Genomic DNA, 17381 nt, shown 5'->3' with positions numbered 1-17381 from the left:
GTGAGGGAAACGGGATTTTCCGGTGCTTGTTCAAGTCTATTGCCCATGAGCATGCATAACAGGTGTCAAATTACCTATTTCTCCCGCCTCATTTAACCCTTGTTAACCCTGCTTGAATTGACTGGACCAAACTGCCCGATGCTCCCGCGAGGCGTGACTCCTGAGGTTGAGGACCCCGATGATGGCATCAGATGCGGGTACCGCGCCCTGGACTGGCTGGCTAACCGGGAGCGGGGCGGGGGTCTCCGCCCTGGTCGCTGCCGCCATCGTCGTGGCCGACATGATCGGGGTCGGCGTCTTCACCAGCCTCGGCTTTCAGGTCAAGGACATCCCGTCGGGCTTCTCGATCCTGTTGCTGTGGACCGTCGGCGGCATCGTCGCGCTGTGCGGAGTGTTCGCCTACAGCGAGCTCGGGGCGATGTTTCCGCGCTCGAGCGGCGAATACAATTTCCTCAGTCGCGCCTATCATCCTGCCTTCGGCTTTCTCGCCGGCTGGGTCTCGGCGACGGTGGGCTTTGCGGCGCCCGTCGCGCTCGCCGCGATGGCGTTCGGCGAGTACGCCAAATCGGTCGTGCCCGATCTGCCGTCGATCCCGCTCGCCATCGGCGTGGTGTGGCTGGTCTCGCTCGTGCAGTTGACTGGTGTCAGGCATTCCTCGACCTTCCAGCTGATCTCGACCATCCTGAAGGTCGTGCTGATCATCGCCTTCCTGGTTGCGGGCTTCGTCATCGGCGTGCCGCAGCCGATCGCCTTCACGCCGCAGCCGGGCGATCTCGCTCATATCGTCAGCGCGCCCTTCGCGATCGGACTCGTCTTCGTGATGTATTCGTTCTCGGGGTGGAACGCCGCCACCTACATCATCGGCGAGATGAACATGCCGCAGCGCGACCTGCCGCGTGCGCTGCTCGCGGGCACGTTGATCGTGCTCGTCCTCTACGTTGGGCTGAATGCGGTGTTTCTCTATTCGACGCCGGTCGGCGCGCTCGCCGGTCAGCTCGACGTTGCCAGCGTTGCCGGCAGCGCCATCTTCGGCGGTCTCGGCGGCCGGATCGTCGGCGCGATGATCTGCTTCGGCCTGATCTCCTCGATCAGTGCGATGATGTGGATCGGCCCCCGCGTGATGATGACGATGGGCGAGGACATTCCGGCCCTGCGGGTGTTCTCGAAGCGGTCGGTGAGCGGCGCGCCGGCCTATGCCATCCTGTTTCAGCTCGCGGTCGCCAATCTCTTGCTGTTCACGCGCAGCTTCGAGGCGGTGCTCGATTTCATCCAGTTCGCGCTGCTGTTCTGCTCGTTCTTCACGGTCGCCGGCGTCATCAAGCTGCGCATCACCGATCCCGATCTGCCCAGGCCCTATCGGGCCTGGGGATACCCTTTCACACCGCTCCTTTTCCTGCTCGTGACCGCCTTCATGATGTACTACCTTTTGACCGAGCGGCCGGTTCAGTCGCTGTCGGGGATGCTCGTCATGCTCTCGGGCCTGTTGATTTATGCTGTTTTCCGCAGGCGGCCGGTCGCCGCTGGCACGTTACACAATCGCGAATAGACATGTTCCGACCCATGAGAATTGCGGCCGTCGCTCTTGCCCTGCTGGCTGGCGCCGTCTCGTCCGCGCGTGCGGCCGACGTCACCTTCGACGACACCGCGCGCTTCCTCGCGGGCATGCAGCCATCGGCGGACTCGCCCCTGATGCCGCTGACGAAGGATCCCGGCTGGCAGCGCCACGCAAAATTCTTTGACGGCGCCTTCGCCCAGCTCGAGCAGCGACAGATCTCGAAGATCCGTCAATGGGCCGACGTCAATCTGGCCGCGCCCAGGCCCACCATGTTCTACCTGTTCAGCGGCCCGGACTTCCTCTACGCCAACGCTTTCTATTCCAAGGCCAGCACCTACGTGCTCGGTGCGCTGGAGCCGGTCGGCGCCGTGCCCGACCTGACGCGGCTGCCGCGCGGTTCGGTCGGCGCCGCGCTCTACAACGTCGAGCGCTCGCTCGGCTCGATCCTGAGCTTCTCCTTCTTCATCACCAAGCAGATGAAGGTCGACCTGCACGCCAACCAGGTCAACGGCACCTTGCCGATTCTCTATGTCTTCCTCGTCCGCTCCGGCAAGTCCATCCGCAATGTCGAGATGATTGCGCTCGACGACAAGGGCGGGATGCACGTCGGCAACGACAATCCGGGACCCAACGCCACGCGCGGCGTCCGCATCACCTTCGCCGGCCCCGACGGGGAAGCGCGCACGCTGTATTATTTCTCGACCGACCTTTCCAATTCCGGTGCACGCGCAGCCGGCTTCCTGAAGTTCTGCGAGACGCTCGGTCCGGGCAACAGCCTGATCAAGAGCGCGTCCTATCTGTTGCACTCCGGCAACTTCACCGTCGCCCGCGATTGGCTGCTCGCCAACAGCGCGACCATCATCCAGGACGATTCCGGCATTCCACTAGCGAACTACAGCGCGCGGCAATGGCGGTTCTTCCCGTTCGGCCGTTATCTCGGACCGATCAGCGAATTCCCCGGCCGCTACCAGGAGCGCTATGCCGAACTGTTCACGCGCGCCCAGCCGATCGATTTCGGCGTCGGCTATCGCTGGCGCATGAACGAGTCGAACTTGCTGCTGTCGGTGAGGGTGCCGGGAACCGAGACCGCGCCGGCCGCGGAGGCAACCTCATCCGCTGACCCGCCGCCCAAGCCGGCGCGTCCGAAGCGGCCGCGTCCGCCCGAGCCGATCCCGCCGCCGCCGGGACGCTTCTACTGGTTCCGCTAGCCTAGTTGCCGAGGCCCGGCATCAAGAGCTCTGGGCCACGACGACCAGAACTTCGGCCTTCTGCCGGCCGAGGCTCCTGACCTCGTGCGGGGTTTCGCCCGAGAAATACAGGCAGTCGCCCTTGCCGAGCGTCAGCTCTTCGCCGTCGAGCTTGATGGCGATCTTGCCGTTGACGACGAACAGCAGCTCCTCGCCCGCATGCGAGGCGCGCGTCGCCGCCTTGTGCGGCGGGCTGAGAAGGAACGGCTCCATCATCTTGCGGGTGCGGCCGGTTGCCAGCGGCACCACGCCAAACCTGTCCTGGAACAACGGGACGTTGCCGCCTTCGCGGCGGAACAGCGTGTAGCGCGGTGCGGGCTCGGCGTTCGGGTCGAAGAAGTTCGCGACGTTGACCTCGAGCGCGGCGGCCATCCGCAGCAGCGCGGCGAGCGAGGGGATCTTCAGATTGCGCTCGACCAGCGAGATGTAGCCGCGGGTGAGGTCGCTCTGCCGCGCAAGCTGGTCCAGCGTCAGGCCCTTGGCAATCCGCGCCTGGCGGATATTGGCCCCGACCGGTGTCGCTTTGCTGACGTCAAGCACGCATGAATCTCCCGAACTGCTGGCCTCTTTTGCAACAGATGCCGCCGAACCGCCAGCCCGAGCGGCGTGCGCCGCCCGTGCCGCGAGCGCACGCATGTATTCCTAGGGAAAACTTATGCGCGGAAATTTCGAGCAGGGCCGCGGATATTATGAGCAAACGCGCTGGCATATTGCCAAAAAAAGCCGAAAAACAGTGCAAATAGCACGGCGTGCCGCGATCGTCGGCATTTGCCGCGTTCCGCGGCGTTGATTTCCTGCAGTAAACATGATCGATTTTGCTGTCCCTGCTGCCGATGGGCTCCACGGACACAACCAACTGCTTTTCCCCAGGCGCCGGTACCTTTTGGAGCGATCGATGACCGTAGCAGACGACGTAACCCTGAACGTAGCGCCGGACGAGGCGGCGCGCTTGCGACGGATCGTGTGGTCGAGCGTGATCGGCACCGCGGTCGAATGGTACGACTTCCTCATCTACGGCACGGCGACCGCGCTGGTCTTCAACAAGGTCTTCTTCGCCGCCGGCAACCCCACGCTCGCCACCATCGCTGCTTTCGGCACCTACGCCGTCGGCTTCCTGGCGCGGCCGCTGGGCGCTGCGATCTTCGGTCATTACGGCGACAGGGTCGGCCGCAAGGCGATGCTTGCGATCACGATCATGGTGATGGGCATCGGCACCTTCCTGATCGGCCTGCTTCCGACCTACCAGCAGATCGGCATCGCCGCGCCGTTGCTGCTGATCGGCCTGCGCTTCCTCCAGGGCATCGGCCTTGGCGGCGAATGGGGCGGCGCCGTGCTGATGGTGGTCGAGAACTGCCCGACGCATCGCCGCGGCCTGCTCGGCAGCATGGTGCAGGTCGGCAATCCCATCGGCAATCTCGCCGCGATCGGAATGTTCGCACTGGTGGCGAGCCTGCCCGAAAGCGACTTCATGACTTACGGCTGGCGCATTCCCTTCCTGCTCTCGATCCTGCTGGTCGGCGTCGGCCTCTACATCCGTCTCAACATGGAGGAAACCGCGGCCTTCCGTCAGGTCCAGGCCAAAAAGGACGTCGCCAAGATGCCGCTGGTGGAAATCTTCAAGCATCATCGCAGGCCCTTCTTTACCGCCGTCGGGCTGAAGATTTCCGAGATCGCCTATGCCAGCATCGGCGGCGTGTTCGTGATGTCCTACGCCACGGCCAATCTCGGCCTGTCGCGCACGGTGGTGCTGAACGGCGCGTTTGCGGCCTCGCTGGTGGCATTGCTCGCCATTCCCTTGTTCGGCTGGTTGTCCGATATCCTCGGTCGCAAGACGATGTTCTATGCAAGCTGCCTGTTCTCGGCGCTGTTTGCCTTCCCGCTGTTCTGGCTGCTCGACACCCGCGATCCCACCATCGTCATCTGCACCATCGTGGTTGCGATCACCTTCGGCCAGATGGTGATGTTCGGCATCGGCGCGCCCTGGTACTCCGAGCTGTTCTCCGCGCGGCTGCGCTACAGCGGCGCCTCGCTCGGCTTTCAGGTCGGTGCGGCCATCAGCGGCGGGTTGACGCCGCTGGTCGCGGCGTCTCTGATGGCGTGGAGCGGCGGTGCCACCTGGCCGGTCTCGCTGCTGCTGATCGGCTGTGCCGCCGTCACCGCGACCGCGACCACATTCGCGCCGGAGACGGCAAACAAGGAACTGACCTGATTTCACAGTGCGCCGCTGCGGCGGCGCGCCCTGACTTCTCAAGGGAATTGTCATGCTCGATACCATCAGCGCCGGCTCGGCGCAGGGCGCAGCACAGCTCGGCTGGACCGGCGTGGTGCGCTTCCTTCACTTGACCCCGCGCGCGTTCCTGCCGATGCGTTCATCGGACTCGATCACGCTGGTCGCTGGCCGGGGAATCCAGGGCGATCGCTACATGATCGGCAACGAAGAGGGCTTTTACTCGCACAAACCCGAAGAAGGCCGCCAGGTCACCCTGTTCGAGCTCGAGACGCTGGTCGCGCTCAAGCGTGACGCCGGCATCGAGCTCGGCCCGGAAGAACATCGGCGCAACGTGACCGTCGAAGGCGTCCCGCTGAACCATCTGGTCGGCCGCCGCTTCTGGCTGGGCGAGACCTTGCTGGAGGCGACGCGGCTGTCGGTGCCGTGCCGGCATATTGAAGAGATCACCGGCAAGGCGATCTTCGATCCCCTGATCAATCGCTCGGGCCTCAACTGCAAGATCCTGCAAGGCGGCGTCGTGAAGGTCGGCGACACCGTACGGAACGCGGCATGAAGGCGCGCCCGATCACGACGGTCGAGACGGTCGTCACCGGCATCGAGGAGGCTGGCGCAGGGATCAAGCTCTTTACGCTCGTCGACCCCGACCGTTGGGAGCTGCCGCCGTTCAAGCCTGGCGCGCATATCGATCTGCATCTGCCGAACGGGCTGATCCGTACCTATTCGCTGTGCAACGAGCCCGCCGACAACGCGCGCTACGTCATCGCGGTGAAGCGCGAGGCGGCCGGGCGGGGCGGCTCGCGCGCCCTGCACGATGAGATCCGCATTGGCGACGTCATCGGCGTCTCACTGCCGCGAGGCGGGCTCGATCGGGGCGCAGACATCGCGCGCCATGTGTTTGTGGCGGGTGGCATCGGCGTGACGCCATTCTTGTCGATGGCGCGACACCTCGTGCGGCGAGGCGATGCCAGCTTTGTGCTGCATCTGATCGTGCGCGATGAGGTGCCGCTTGCCGTGCATCTGACGCCGCTGATCGAAGCGGGCCGCGTGGTGGTGCATCGCACGGCTCGCAGCGGACGGCCGGATCTGGCGTCATTGGTTGGCGAGGCCGGAGCACAGACGATGGTCGCCTGCTGCGGCCCGGAAAGCATGACCAACGATTTCGAGCGCGTGACCGCGGCGTGGCCCGCGGCAAACGTTCACGTCGAACGCTTCGTCGCGCCGCAACCGATCATCGATCCCGACGCGAAGCCTTTCACGCTGTCGCTGGCGCGCACCGGGACCGAAATCCAGGTTCGCGCCGGGCAGACGATGCTGGCCGCATTGCAGGAAAAGGGCATCGAGATAGCGACATCATGCTGCGGCGGCATCTGCGGCGCCTGCAAGGTAGGGTGGCTCGAGGGCAAGCCGGTGCACCGCGACCGAATCCTGTCGCCGTATGAGCGCGAACGCTATCTCATGGTTTGCGTCGCCGGATCTGACGGCGGCCGGCTGGTGCTCGACCTGTAACGCCTGACTTACCAGTGCACGCTCTGGCTCGGCACGACGAACGCCGTCGTGCTCGGCGGCGTCGCGAGGCTCGTCCCCAGATACCACCCGAAGCCGAGGACCAGCGCCAGCAAAGCGACGATCGCGAACAGATCAATCGTTCTGGGATCGTGGTGCAAGCTGGGGCCAGGACTTGTCGGATCAGGCCTGAAGTGAAGATGAGGGCTGATTTTCCAGCGCATTATTGTTTCCTCCCGTGGGAGCAACAACAAAACAACGCGAGGGGAAAGTTCCGGTTCCGTACAAGGCAGCGATGCGCCAATCACCGCAGCATGCTTAGGCATTCACGCCACGCCAGCGAGCATAACGCCAGGGCAGATACCACCGCGCACCTTGCGGTGCGGTGAGCGGCACGTTGTCGATGCCGGACGTGCCGAACGGGTTGCAGCGGAGCAGGCGCGCCAGCGTCATCCAGCCACCGGCCCACAGCCCGAACCGCTCGATCGCCTCATCGCCATAGACAGAGCAGGTCGGCAGGTGACGGCAGTTGTAGCCGACCAGCGGCGACAGCGTGTGCCGGTAGAGCCAGATCAGCGCGCGGCCGAATCTCCGCGGGAGCCGGATCGCGCCTTCCACGGGTTTGGAACAGTGCGCGCAGGTTGAATGCTTCATGGGCGCCTTGCTGCGATTGTTGGCAAGGTTTGCCTAGTTCCGATGCAGGGAACTGTAAGCTGTTGTTTATACGCCATATTTTGCGTGCTTTTTGGGAGCAGTGCAGCAAGTACCTGTGGACGATCTGTATTCCCCCGGATACCATTTTTGTGACGTCCATGTGTAGAAACATACTCCTGTATGATCGACTCAGAGGGCGCTACCGGGGATTGTTGGAGGCCTTTGGGGCTTGGGGAAGGGACCAGTTTGAAACTTCTGAAGTCGCTCAATCTTCGTGGCTGGTTGCTCGTGGGAACCGCCGCTTGTGGGGTCGTGTTGGCTGGAGCCGTCGCGACGATCGGATCGTCCGCCCGCGCCGGCGGCACCCTCGAAGAGCGCAAGCTGCCGATGAAGTTCAATTGGGTTGCCTGCGAGCCGAACTGCCGCGGCTGGGTCAGCGCAGTCGGTATCATCACCGCTGATACGCCCAAGGATTTCGAAGAGTTTTCCCGCAATCGCCAGCTCGGCGGCGCCACCGTGGTGCTCGACTCCAGCGGCGGTTCCGTCAACGATGCGATCACGCTCGGCCGGCGCTTCCGCAATCTCGGCCTCCTGACCACGGTCGGCATCAGCCTCCAGGGCCGCGGCGGGCAGTCGGCTCGTCCGGCGGTCGCTCCCGAAGCCTATTGCGAATCCATGTGTGTATTCCTGCTGCTCGCCGGCAAGAAGCGCTATGTGCCGGAAGCCGCCCATGTGCGGGTCCACCAGATCTGGATGGGCGACCGCGCTGACGACGCCAAGGCGGCGAGCTACAGTGCACAGGACTTGATGATCGTGGAACGCGACATCGGCCGGCTTGCCAAATACACATTCGAAATGGGCGGCACCGGTGATCTGCTGTCGCTCGCACTCAGCGTGCCGCCATGGGAAGATCTGCACGAGCTCGACGCTGCAGAGCTGAAGCTCACCAATCTCGTGACGACCGATCTCGTGGCCGACGTGCTGCCGCATGTCGACGTCGCGGCGCCCGCAATGGCTGAACTTGCGCCGAAGACGCAGGCAAAGTTCGGGGCGGAAACGGAACAACCGCAGCCTGCCAAGTCGACCAAGACGGCGGAGGCGATGGTACCGACCGGTACAGCGCCGAGCGCGGGTTCGCAGAAATAACCGAAATTCCTTGATGGCCGATCGGGGGCGCGCGTCAGCGCGAACCCTGATTCTCGTTGGGAAAGACTCAGCCCTGCGCGGCGGCCGGCTGCCTCGCCTTGGCCTCGATCTGGCCGATGGCATCGACCACGGCATCGAAGGTGAGGAGAGTCGAGGCGTGGCGCGCCTTGTAGTCGCGGACCGGCTCGAGGAATTTGATCTCTTCCCATTTGCCTTGAGGAGGCACGCCATTCTCCTTGAGCATCCTGCGAACGGTTTCGCGTAACTCACGGAGTTCGCTGGCAGTCGACCCGACGATTTGACTGGCCATGATGGATGAAGAGGCCTGGCCCAGCGCGCAGGCCTTCACGTCGTGGGCGAAGTCGGTGACGGTGTCGCCGCTCATCTTGAGATCGACCTTCACCGTCGAGCCGCACAATTTAGAGTGGGCGGTGGCGGTGGCATCGGGGTCCGATAACCGCCCGAGGCGCGGAATATTCCCGGCCAACTCGATGATCCGCTTGTTGTAGATGTCGTTCAGCATGTGATGGGGTCCAGCACTTCCTCACCGGATCGGCCTTGGCGGGCGCCGTCCACGGACTTATATAGGGCGGGAACTGGCGGAAAAACAGTCCAGCGGTGCGGCAGTGGCGAGCCAGATCTGCGCCGCCAGCGTGATGACCCAAGGGCCTTTTTCGTCAAAACTGTTCTCTTCAGGCGCCCGGCGGCTTGCCGCCCCGTCTGCCGGTGACACTCCGGCCGCAAGGCCGTCGAACGGAGTAGACATGGACGCTACGATCAAATCCATCCGCCCGAACAAGCCTTCCGACCGGCAGCCCGAGGCCCGCCCGGCAGAGCTTGACCCTGCCGAATTCCTCGCTGCGGCCGTCCGTGCCGACCAGCCGCGCCCGGCGCGTGCCGAGGCGGAAGCTGCGGTGAAGACGCTGCTTGCCTATATCGGCGAGAACACCCAGCGCGAGGGCCTGCTCGACACGCCGCGCCGCGTGGTCGAGGCCTTCGACGAGCTCTATCAGGGCTATCACCAGTGCCCGGCCGAAGTGCTCGACCGCACCTTCGGCGAGACCGCCGGCTATGACGACTTCGTCCTGGTGCGCGACATCGAGTTCACCTCGCAGTGCGAGCACCACATGATGCCGTTCTACGGCAAGGCGCATATCGCCTACACTCCGGTGGAGCGCGTCGTCGGCCTGTCCAAGCTTGCGCGTCTGACCGACATCTTCGCCCGCCGGCTCCAGACCCAGGAGCACCTGACGGCGCAGATCGCCGCGGCCATCGACGAGATCCTGAAGCCGCGCGGCGTTGCCGTGCTGATCGAGGCCGAGCATACCTGCATGTCGGTGCGCGGCGTCGCCAAGCATGGCGCCTCCACCTTCACCAGCCGTTTCACCGGTATGTTCCGCGACAATCCGGCGGAGCAGGCCCGTTTCCTGTCCCTGGTGCGAGGCTTGCAGCGCTGACCTCGCGAAGAACCGGCGAGGTTTGTCGTGTCCACCCACTCCCATGAGATCGAGGAAGGGCTGTCCTTCCAGCCCCGTTTCGACGCAGTCGGCCTCGTGACGGTGGTCGTGACGGACGTCGCCAGCGGTGACCTGCTGATGGTCGCCCACATGAACGACGAGGCGCTACGCAAGACGATCGCGACCGGCGAGGCCTGGTACTTCAGCCGCTCGCGCAATGCCTTGTGGCGAAAAGGTGAGACCTCAGGTCAGACCCAGCGCGTGGTCGAGATCCGCACCGATTGCGACCAGGACGCGGTCTGGCTGCGCGTCGAGCAGATCGGCGCGGCCTGTCACACCGGGCGGCGGTCCTGCTTCTATCGCAAGGTGGAAGCAGGGGACGACGGTGCGAAGCTCGTTTTCGTCGATGCGGAGCGGCTGTTCGATCCCAGCGACGTCTATAAGAAGTAGTCGTCCGTCATTCCGGCGCGCACCGCGCTGCGCGCGCCCGGAATGACAGTGAGGCCCAAATTTAACCCCGCATTAACCATACCTGTCCCACGGTGAGACGATAGGGCGCCGAATTGCCGGCGTCTCTCAACGCCGCGCGGGGCGGGCACTCCATCATGTCGGTCGACAATTCCAGTGCCTCTCAGACGGCGGTTCTCGATCCGTCGCGGGCACGCGTTGCCGGCGCGATCAAGCAGGTCTCGAACCGGACCGGCGTCAGCTTCCAGTACATGCTGACTACCGCCAAGATGGAATCCGACTTCGATCCGACGGCCGGCGCCACGACGTCGTCCGCGCACGGGCTCTACCAGTTCATCGACCAGACCTGGCTCGGCACCGTGAAGGAAGCGGGTACCCAGCTCGGCTACGGCAACTATGCCGACGCGATCACCAAGACCTCCTCCGGCAGTTACACCGTTGACGACCCTTTCATGAAACGGTCGATCATGAAGCTGCGCGACGATCCGGAAGCCGCATCCAGCATGGCGGCGGCGCTGACGCAGTCGAACAGTTTCAAGCTCAGCGGGCTGCTCGGCCGCAGGCCGAGCGACAGCGAACTCTACATGGCCCATTTCATGGGTGTTGGCGGCGCCGCGAAACTGATCGCCAATGCCGAGGACAATCCGCAAGCGGTCGGCGCGCGATTGTTTCCCAACGCGGCATCGGCCAATCGCTCGATCTTCTACGCCAGGGACGGCCGCGCCCGCAGTGTTTCCGAGGTCTATTCGGTGCTCGATGCGCGTTACGCCAGTGCGGCAAGCTCGAAGACGACGCGCAGCGCGATGGCGATGTATGGCGGCTCGCCGTCGACCACGCAGGTTGCGAGCGCCAACGGCGTGCAGCCCGCTGTGCCGGTGACCGACAATGCGGCCTATCTACAGACTTTTCCGGATGCGCGTGGCGTGACGCCGGTGAGCGCAACGTCGCCGACGACGGTTGCAGACAGCGGGCCGACCACGCCGGCCTTCCGTTCGATCTATCAGCCCGGCGATGCCACGCAGCCGGTCTCGATCACGGTGCAGAAATTGTGGGGCAACAACGCCTCGCTTACGTCGGTTGCATCATCGACGCCGGATGTGCGGCCGCCGCAGCCGCTCGATCTCTTCAGCGATCGCAGCGGCACGTTCAGCAGCTGACGCAGCTGCCCAAGCGCTTTTGCTCCATTAAAAACCAGCCAGTTATGGTGAACGCTTTGTTAAGCGTCGTGGTTTATTTTGTGTTGCAGGTGACGAGCCGTCACCGTTTTCGTTTGTTGTGTAAGCCGGAAGCAGCATGATCGTTCGGCAGTTTATCAATTGGATCAGGACGGCGCCCGCCGGCGAGCGGGCCGAGGCCACACGGGCGTTGGCCCGGGCCTGGCTGATCTCGGATCTTTCCCATGACGACCGCATCGCTGCCGAGGGCGCGCTGCTGATGCTGCTTGACGATCCCTCGCCGCTGGTGCGGCAGGCGATGGCCGAGGCGTTTGCGCGCAGCACCGACGCGCCGGCGTCGATCGTGCGGGCGCTGTCGGCGGACCAGCCGACCGTCGCGTTGCCCGTGCTCGAACATTCCCCGCTCCTGATCGATGCCGATCTGGTCGACATCGTCGCAACCGGCGATGACGAGGTGCAGTGCGCGGTCGCGCGCCGCATCGCACTGCCGGTATCGGTCTGCGCTGCTATCGCCGAAGTCGGCTGCGCGGCGGCAGCGCTGGAGCTGATCGAAAATCCCCATGCCGAGCTCGCGCCGTTCTCCTGGGACCGTATTGTCGAGCGTCACGGCCATCTCGCCGCGATCCGCGAGGCGATGCTGGTGCTGGAGGATCTGCCGGCCGCAACGCGCGCTGCGCTGGTGGCAAAACTCTCCGAGACGCTGGCGCAATTCGTCGTGGCGCGGAACTGGCTGAGCGCCGACCGTGCCGAGCGCATCGCGAGCGAGGCACGTGACCGCTCCACCATGAACATCGCGGCGCGCTCGCGCGGCGACGACATGCAGGGTCTGGTGCGGCACCTGCGCATCACCGGCCAGCTCACCGCGGGTCTCATTCTGCGCGCGCTGCTGTCGGGCAACCTCGATCTGTTCGACGCGGCGCTCGCAGAGCTTGCCGATTTGCCGCTGGCGCGGGTCTCCGCGCTGCTGCACGATCGTGGCGGCAACAGCTTGCACGCGCTGCTCCGCCGCGCCGGCCTGCCGGAGGCGACCTTCGCGGCATTCCAGGTCGCTCTCGATGCCTGCCACGAGCAGGGTTTTGTCGACAGTGACGACGGCGCGGCGCGGCTGCGCCGGCGCATGGTCGAGCGCGTGCTGACCCATTGCGAGACCGATCGCCGCGCCGCCGAGCCGCTGATGGTGCTGCTCCGTCGCTTCGTCACCGAGTCGGCTCGTGAAGAGGCAAGGCTGTTCTGCGACGAGCTTGTCGCGGAGGAGGCGATCGATCCGGTTTATGACGATCTGATCGCGGCGTAACGAAGGTCTGTAGGGTGGGCAAAGGCGCGTAGCGCCGTGCCCACCATCTCTCCGCACAAGTCATGTTGATCGGTGGGCACGCTTCGCTTTGCCCACCCTACAACACCTCGCGAGCGGCGAAACTCACTCCGCCGGCACGATGTTCGGCGCCAGGATGGCCTCGAGATGCTCGGGGCGGTCGCGGTTGACCTGGGCAAGGTAATCGTCGGCCACCTTGCGCAGGCGGCGGCTGAGCTCGGCGGAGACGCTGATGCTGTCGAGCTTGGTGTTTTCGTGCACGATGGCGAGGATGGCGTTGATGTGGTGCGTGAACAGCTCGCCGGGCACCTTGCCGAGATCGGGCGCGTGTTCGATCACGCGGCACAGGCTTTCCGCGATTCCCGCCGCCGCCGGATAGCCGAATGTCGCAGCATCGCCCTTGATGTCGTGCGCGGCGCGGAACAGCTCGTCGCGCCGCTCCTTGGTGAAGCCGTCATTGCGGATGGCGATGTAGGCGGCGGACAGCCGGTTGACCTCCGTGACCATCCACTCCTTGAACTCGCCGGAGAGGCCCGCGAGCGCCTGCTCGGCGCGGCCGATCGGATCGTCGATGTCCTTGGCTTCGACACGGCGCAGAACCTTGCGCAGCGGATTGGGCTGCGTGATGACCTGGTGCGTGGCGAAGGCCGCGATCTCGATGTCTCTTGCGCCGTTCTTGGCCATGATATCTGCCTCGCTGGAGACGTTGCGCTAGATGGAGGACCGCGCCTTGTCGAGCAGCGAGGGTTGTTGCATCACCTCGTGCTTTTCGCCGACGCGGCGTTCGGGTCCCATATAGGCGGAGTTGGTGTTGCGGCGCCGGTCCGGACCGAAATAGGTCTTGGTCTTGATGAAGGGCCGGGGACTGGCGACCACGTTGAGGATGCGCTGATAGAGGCCCTTGGCCGAGATCGGCTTGGCCAGGAATTCGGTGACGCCGGCATCGCGCGCGATGGTGACGCGGCGCTTCTCGGAATGGCCCGTCAGCATGATGATCGGCGCGTAAGGATTGCCCTTGGATTCCGGCTGCCGGATCATCTGCGCGAGCTCGAGCCCGTCGAAGATCGGCATCGCCCAGTCGGTGATGACGATATCGGGAACGTAATGGCTGTACATTTCCAGCGCAGTGGCGCCGTCCTCGGCCTCGTAGACTTCGCGCGCGCCGAAGGAGTGCAGCAGCGTCCGCAGAATGCGGCGCATGTGCGGATTGTCGTCGCAGACGAGGAAGCGCAGCTTGTTGAAATCGATGCGGAACATGACGCCTGGGCCAGAGCGGTCAACCTTCGTTAACCATATCGCGCCGGGAGTTAACGAAAGGTTGCGATCCGCGGCCTGGCAGGGCGCTCAATAGCCGAATTGCTCGCGCAGGATGCGCTCTTCCAGGCTGTGGCCGGGGTCGAACAGCATCCGCATCGAGATGCTCTTGTCGGACAAGACCTCGACGCGCCGGACTCTGCGTACTTCCTCATGGTCGGCGACCGCCGCGACAGGGCGCTTGTCGTCCTCCAGCACCTCGATCACGACATAGGCGGTGTTGGGCAGCAGGGCGCCGCGCCAGCGCCGCGGCCGGAAGGCGCTGATCGGCGTCAGTGCCAACAGCGCCGCGTTGATCGGCAGGATCGGGCCCTGCGCCGACAGATTGTAGGCAGTCGAGCCTGCCGGCGTCGCGACAATGATGCCGTCGGCGATCAGCTCGGGCATGCGCTCGCGCTCGTCGATCAGAATGCGGAGCCGCGCGGCCTGGTAGGTCTGCCGGAACAGGTAGACCTCGTTGATCGCGTGGTGCAGGTGAACGCGGTCGTTGATGTCAGTTGCGCGCATCAGCAGCGGATTGATCTCGGATTCATGGGCGGCCTCGAGCCGCGCGCGCAGATCGTGCGTCGAATATTCGTTCATCAGGAAGCCGACCGTGCCGCGGTGCATGCCGTAGATCGGCTTTCCCGAGCGCATGTTCTGGTGCAACGTCTGGAGCATCAGCCCGTCGCCGCCGAGCGCGACCACGACGTCGGCGTCGTTCGGGTCGCAATTGCCATAGTCCTGCGTGAGCTGGCCGAAGGCGGCCTGCGCCTCGCTGCTCGGGCTGGCGACGAAGGCGATCCGGTCGTATCGCGCTGGTTTGGTCATGGCTTCCGCGCAGGGCCGTTGGCTAGAGAAAGTTCCGCCGGGCTCGTCTATACGACCTCGGCCTCCATTGTCGAGGACCAGCGCCCCTCAAGGCGAACGGTCAGCTGCCGAATCTCGGACCAAACCGGGCGTTTTGAGGCCGATCGTCCTCGTTGGGGGCACCTGGCCAATGATTCCCCAAACCGTCGCATTTCCGCGCTAGCTTTTCGGGCTCGCCGGCTCTCACAGCCGGCAGGGAGAACGATCATGGTCATGAATATGCCGGTGCTCCGCCGCGCGACCCTGGTGGTGGCAGTGTCGACTCTCGCGCTCGCGGGATTTGCGCGCGCGGATGATCCGCCGCAGCCGCGTGCGGAGACGACGGCACCAGCCGGACAGAAGGGCGGGCGCGGCGGTGGCGCGCAAGGCGCGACGCAGGCTTCGCCGTCGGCCGCCGAGCCGCATCGTCTGCCGCCGGATTCGACCACGAAACAGACGCTCGATCTGCCCGGCCGCGCCCTCCACTTCGCCGCGACCGCCGGCTCGATCCGCGTGTTCGACGGCAAGGGAGAGCCGCTGGCCGACATCGCCTATACGTCCTACGAGCTCGACGGCGCCGACCGCGCGACGCGCCCGGTGACGTTCCTGTTCAACGGCGGCCCCGGCGCGTCCTCGGCATGGCTCCAGTTCGGCGCTGCCGGGCCGTGGCGGCTGCCGCTCGATGGCGAAGCCCTCTCGCCGTCGGCCTCGCCCGAGGTGAAGCCGAATGCGGAGACCTGGCTCGACTTCACCGATCTCGTCTTCATCGATCCCGTCAGCACCGGCTATAGCCGCTTCGTCGCGAGCGGCGAGGATGCGCGCAAGTCGTTTTACTCCGTCGACGGAGACGTCAATGCGATCGCGCTCGTGATCCGCCGCTGGCTCGAAAAACACGATCGGCTGACCTCGCCGAAATACGTCGCGGGCGAAAGTTATGGCGGCATTCGCGGCCCGAAGGTCGTGCGCCAGTTGCAGCTCCAGCATGGCGTCGGCGTCAGGGGGCTGATCCTGGTGTCGCCGCTTTTGGACTTCCGTGAGTTCACCGGCACGAGCCTCCTGCAATATGTCGCGACGCTGCCGAGCTATGTCGCGGTGGCGCGCGAGGCGAAAGGACCCGTCAAGCGCGCCGATCTCGCCGACGTCGAGGCTTACGCGCGCGGCGAGTTCTTAGCCGATCTCGTCAAGGGCGAGGCGGACAAGGAGGCCACCAACCGGCTCGCCGACAAGGTCGCCGAACTCACCGGCATCGATCAGACCGTGAGCCGACGGCTCGCCGGCCGTTTCGACGTCGGCGAATTCCGCCGCGAGTTCGACCGCAAGAACGGCAAGGTGACGGGACGCTACGACGCCTCCGTGCGCGGCTTCGATCCCTATCCGGATTCGGGCAATTCCCGGTTCGGCGACCCCTCCGGCGATGCGCTTCAGGCGCCTCTGACGAGCGCTGCGGTCGACGTGCTGACGCGCAAGCTCAACTGGCGGCCCGATGGCTCCTACGAGGTCCTGAACGGCGCCGTCGAAGGCCACTGGGATTTCGGCCGCGGCATCAACCCGCCGCAGTCAGTGTCCGAGCTGCGCCAGATCCTCGCCACCGACGCGAAGCTGAACGTGCTCGTCACGCACGGCCTGTTCGACCTCGCCACGCCCTATTTCGGAACGAAGCGGGTGCTCGACCAGTTGCCTGCGTTTGCAACACGGCGGATAAAGTTCGTCGTCTATCCCGGCGGCCACATGTTCTATTCGCGCGATGGCTCGCGCCAAGCGCTGCGGAGCGAGGTGGAGGCTCTCATCCGGGAGTAGGCCGCCGCTTGCGTGGCGGATACCGGCGCGCGATCTCGCGTGCGACGACGCTCGCAGGCTTGATATTGGCGCCGGCGATCCAGATGTCGCTGATCTTGCCGCGCCTGTCGCGGACGCGGCGTACCGGTTCGCCATGGCTTGAGTAGCCGGCGGCCCAGGCGAGCTTGCCGGTGTTGCGGCCGGTGACCTCGATCTCGGCGGCATCCATGAACGGATTGTTGAACTGCGGATTGGCGACCAGCACGCGATTGCCGATGGGCACCAGATCAGTCGCGCCCCAGATCGTCCACCAGCGGCCGGTCCAGTCGCGCACGCGCCGGTCGGGGGCGCCGCGGGTCTTGAAGACGCGCAGGATTTGTAGCGCGCCGTCCATCCAGAACGGCGCGGCGCCGTCGATGGAATTGCTGAGGATGCTGATCGCGAGTTCGCATCCCGGGATGGAGCAGGTCCGCGAGATGTAGCCTTGGAAGCCGCCGCCATGGCCGAACCAGTCCCAGCCGTCGGTCTTGCCGGCGTTGACGCCGAGGCCGTAATAGCCTTCGAAACTTTGCGGGATACGCCAGTGATGCCGCGTCATCTCGCGGCGGCTCGCAACCGAGAGCACACTCTTCCTGGCATTAAAGCGTGATGGCATTAAGTTCGATAGCCTGAATTTTTGAGATAGTTGGCGCATTCCTCGGGTGTGAAAGCGTCGA

At 64.8% G+C, this 17381-nt stretch carries 18 protein-coding genes and 1 pseudogene; 11 read left to right on the top strand and 8 right to left on the bottom strand.

The genetic code is table 11. The features are described 5' to 3' along the window. The first annotated feature begins 178 nt into the window (after positions 1-178). On the top strand, positions 179-1546 hold the full coding sequence (locus QSV46_RS32655; RefSeq protein ID WP_314961142.1) for an APC family permease: 1368 nt from the start codon (positions 179-181) through the stop codon (positions 1544-1546). A gap of 2 nt (positions 1547-1548) precedes the next feature. Next, positions 1549-2763 carry a hypothetical protein gene (locus tag QSV46_RS32650; protein ID WP_314961140.1) on the top strand — a complete coding sequence of 405 codons (1215 nt, stop codon included), beginning with the start codon at positions 1549-1551 and terminating at the stop codon, positions 2761-2763. A gap of 21 nt (positions 2764-2784) precedes the next feature. Here QSV46_RS32650 and QSV46_RS32645 read toward each other — a convergent pair whose 3' ends face one another. After that, positions 2785-3342 carry an XRE family transcriptional regulator gene (locus QSV46_RS32645; protein ID WP_314961139.1) on the bottom strand — a complete coding sequence of 186 codons (558 nt, stop codon included), beginning with the start codon at positions 3340-3342 and terminating at the stop codon, positions 2785-2787. 355 nt (positions 3343-3697) lie between these two features. Between QSV46_RS32645 and QSV46_RS32640 the strand changes: the two genes are divergently transcribed. Genes QSV46_RS32640 through QSV46_RS32630 form a run of 3 tightly spaced genes read left to right on the top strand, consistent with a single transcriptional unit; the run spans position 3698 to position 6538 of the window. Next, on the top strand, positions 3698-5011 hold the full coding sequence (locus tag QSV46_RS32640; RefSeq protein WP_314961138.1) for an MFS transporter: 1314 nt from the start codon (positions 3698-3700) through the stop codon (positions 5009-5011). A gap of 52 nt (positions 5012-5063) precedes the next feature. Then, on the top strand, positions 5064-5585 hold the full coding sequence (locus tag QSV46_RS32635; protein ID WP_314961136.1) for an MOSC domain-containing protein: 522 nt from the start codon (positions 5064-5066) through the stop codon (positions 5583-5585). Next, on the top strand, positions 5582-6538 hold the full coding sequence (locus QSV46_RS32630; protein ID WP_314961133.1) for a PDR/VanB family oxidoreductase: 957 nt from the start codon (positions 5582-5584) through the stop codon (positions 6536-6538). Before QSV46_RS32635 ends, QSV46_RS32630 begins: the two co-directional genes overlap by 4 nt. 8 nt (positions 6539-6546) lie before the next feature. On the opposite strand, the gene QSV46_RS32625 is transcribed toward QSV46_RS32630, so the two are convergent. Next, positions 6547-6759 (bottom strand): hypothetical protein, encoded by a 213-nt coding sequence (locus tag QSV46_RS32625; RefSeq protein WP_314961131.1) that lies wholly within the window; start codon positions 6757-6759, stop codon positions 6547-6549. 94 nt (positions 6760-6853) lie between these two features. Beyond that, positions 6854-7189 carry a membrane protein insertion efficiency factor YidD gene (yidD, locus tag QSV46_RS32620; RefSeq protein WP_314961130.1) on the bottom strand — a complete coding sequence of 112 codons (336 nt, stop codon included), beginning with the start codon at positions 7187-7189 and terminating at the stop codon, positions 6854-6856. A 246-nt stretch (positions 7190-7435) separates the two neighbouring features. Between yidD and QSV46_RS32615 the strand changes: the two genes are divergently transcribed. Further along, the gene (locus QSV46_RS32615; protein ID WP_314961128.1) at positions 7436-8335 is read left to right on the top strand and encodes a hypothetical protein; all 900 of its coding nucleotides are present in this window, start codon (positions 7436-7438) and stop codon (positions 8333-8335) included. A 67-nt stretch (positions 8336-8402) separates the two neighbouring features. Here QSV46_RS32615 and QSV46_RS32610 read toward each other — a convergent pair whose 3' ends face one another. Continuing rightward, the gene (locus tag QSV46_RS32610) at positions 8403-8858 is read right to left on the bottom strand and encodes an iron-sulfur cluster assembly scaffold protein (protein WP_314961126.1); all 456 of its coding nucleotides are present in this window, start codon (positions 8856-8858) and stop codon (positions 8403-8405) included. A 241-nt stretch (positions 8859-9099) separates the two neighbouring features. Between QSV46_RS32610 and folE the strand changes: the two genes are divergently transcribed. From folE to QSV46_RS32590, 4 genes are all read left to right on the top strand, one after another. Beyond that, positions 9100-9792, top strand: a complete 693-nt coding sequence (folE, locus tag QSV46_RS32605; RefSeq protein WP_314961124.1) for a GTP cyclohydrolase I FolE — start codon at positions 9100-9102, stop codon at positions 9790-9792. A 27-nt stretch (positions 9793-9819) separates the two neighbouring features. Next, positions 9820-10242, top strand: a complete 423-nt coding sequence (hisI, locus tag QSV46_RS32600) for a phosphoribosyl-AMP cyclohydrolase (RefSeq protein WP_314961122.1) — start codon at positions 9820-9822, stop codon at positions 10240-10242. Positions 10243-10397: 155 nt separating this feature from the next. Then, on the top strand, positions 10398-11417 hold the full coding sequence (locus tag QSV46_RS32595; RefSeq protein WP_409997239.1) for a lytic transglycosylase domain-containing protein: 1020 nt from the start codon (positions 10398-10400) through the stop codon (positions 11415-11417). 136 nt (positions 11418-11553) lie between these two features. Continuing rightward, entirely contained in the window at positions 11554-12729 is a 1176-nt protein-coding gene (locus tag QSV46_RS32590) for a DUF2336 domain-containing protein (RefSeq protein ID WP_314961118.1), read from the top strand. 123 nt (positions 12730-12852) lie between these two features. Here the strand turns inward: QSV46_RS32590 and QSV46_RS32585 are convergent, their stop codons facing one another. The 3 genes from QSV46_RS32585 to QSV46_RS32575 all read right to left on the bottom strand — a co-directional run bounded on the left by QSV46_RS32585 (position 12853) and on the right by QSV46_RS32575 (position 14871). Beyond that, positions 12853-13431, bottom strand: coding sequence for an Hpt domain-containing protein (locus QSV46_RS32585; RefSeq protein WP_314961117.1), 579 nt, complete (start codon positions 13429-13431; stop codon positions 12853-12855). Between the two features lie 27 nt (positions 13432-13458). Continuing rightward, positions 13459-14004 carry a response regulator gene (locus QSV46_RS32580; protein WP_314961116.1) on the bottom strand — a complete coding sequence of 182 codons (546 nt, stop codon included), beginning with the start codon at positions 14002-14004 and terminating at the stop codon, positions 13459-13461. Positions 14005-14091: 87 nt separating this feature from the next. Beyond that, on the bottom strand, positions 14092-14871 hold the full coding sequence (locus QSV46_RS32575; protein ID WP_314961115.1) for an NAD kinase: 780 nt from the start codon (positions 14869-14871) through the stop codon (positions 14092-14094). 246 nt (positions 14872-15117) lie between these two features. Between QSV46_RS32575 and QSV46_RS32570 the strand changes: the two genes are divergently transcribed. Continuing rightward, positions 15118-16686 carry a S10 family serine carboxypeptidase-like protein gene (locus QSV46_RS32570; protein ID WP_314961114.1) on the top strand — a complete coding sequence of 523 codons (1569 nt, stop codon included), beginning with the start codon at positions 15118-15120 and terminating at the stop codon, positions 16684-16686. Here the strand turns inward: QSV46_RS32570 and QSV46_RS32565 are convergent. Beyond that, positions 16673-17305 (bottom strand): annotated as a pseudogene (locus QSV46_RS32565) (serine hydrolase); the annotation flags it as partial. The gene QSV46_RS32570 and the pseudogene QSV46_RS32565 sit on opposite strands and share 14 nt — an antisense overlap. Positions 17306-17381 lie beyond the last annotated feature (76 nt).

It is taken from the genome of Bradyrhizobium cosmicum (genome assembly GCF_032290525.1).
In the GTDB taxonomy this organism is placed as follows: Bacteria; Pseudomonadota; Alphaproteobacteria; order Rhizobiales; family Xanthobacteraceae; genus Bradyrhizobium; species Bradyrhizobium cosmicum_A.
This window is presented reverse-complemented; position numbering and strand designations above follow the sequence as displayed.

Bases quoted from the DNA above. Each gene is read 5' to 3' on its own strand.
- QSV46_RS32625 (WP_314961131.1), bottom strand. From the start codon at position 6,759: ATGCGCTGGAAAATCAGCCCTCATCTTCACTTCAGGCCTGATCCGACA.
- QSV46_RS32580 (WP_314961116.1), bottom strand. From the start codon at position 14,004: ATGTTCCGCATCGATTTCAACAAGCTGCGCTTCCTCGTCTGCGACGAC.
- QSV46_RS32570 (WP_314961114.1), top strand. From the start codon at position 15,118: ATGGTCATGAATATGCCGGTGCTCCGCCGCGCGACCCTGGTGGTGGCA.
- QSV46_RS32595 (WP_409997239.1), top strand. From the start codon at position 10,398: ATGTCGGTCGACAATTCCAGTGCCTCTCAGACGGCGGTTCTCGATCCG.
- yidD (WP_314961130.1), bottom strand. From the start codon at position 7,189: ATGAAGCATTCAACCTGCGCGCACTGTTCCAAACCCGTGGAAGGCGCG.
- QSV46_RS32635 (WP_314961136.1), top strand. From the start codon at position 5,064: ATGCTCGATACCATCAGCGCCGGCTCGGCGCAGGGCGCAGCACAGCTC.
- QSV46_RS32575 (WP_314961115.1), bottom strand. From the start codon at position 14,871: ATGACCAAACCAGCGCGATACGACCGGATCGCCTTCGTCGCCAGCCCG.
- QSV46_RS32610 (WP_314961126.1), bottom strand. From the start codon at position 8,858: ATGCTGAACGACATCTACAACAAGCGGATCATCGAGTTGGCCGGGAAT.
- QSV46_RS32640 (WP_314961138.1), top strand. From the start codon at position 3,698: ATGACCGTAGCAGACGACGTAACCCTGAACGTAGCGCCGGACGAGGCG.
- QSV46_RS32630 (WP_314961133.1), top strand. From the start codon at position 5,582: ATGAAGGCGCGCCCGATCACGACGGTCGAGACGGTCGTCACCGGCATC.
- QSV46_RS32650 (WP_314961140.1), top strand. From the start codon at position 1,549: ATGTTCCGACCCATGAGAATTGCGGCCGTCGCTCTTGCCCTGCTGGCT.
- QSV46_RS32585 (WP_314961117.1), bottom strand. From the start codon at position 13,431: ATGGCCAAGAACGGCGCAAGAGACATCGAGATCGCGGCCTTCGCCACG.
- QSV46_RS32655 (WP_314961142.1), top strand. From the start codon at position 179: ATGATGGCATCAGATGCGGGTACCGCGCCCTGGACTGGCTGGCTAACC.
- QSV46_RS32590 (WP_314961118.1), top strand. From the start codon at position 11,554: ATGATCGTTCGGCAGTTTATCAATTGGATCAGGACGGCGCCCGCCGGC.
- folE (WP_314961124.1), top strand. From the start codon at position 9,100: ATGGACGCTACGATCAAATCCATCCGCCCGAACAAGCCTTCCGACCGG.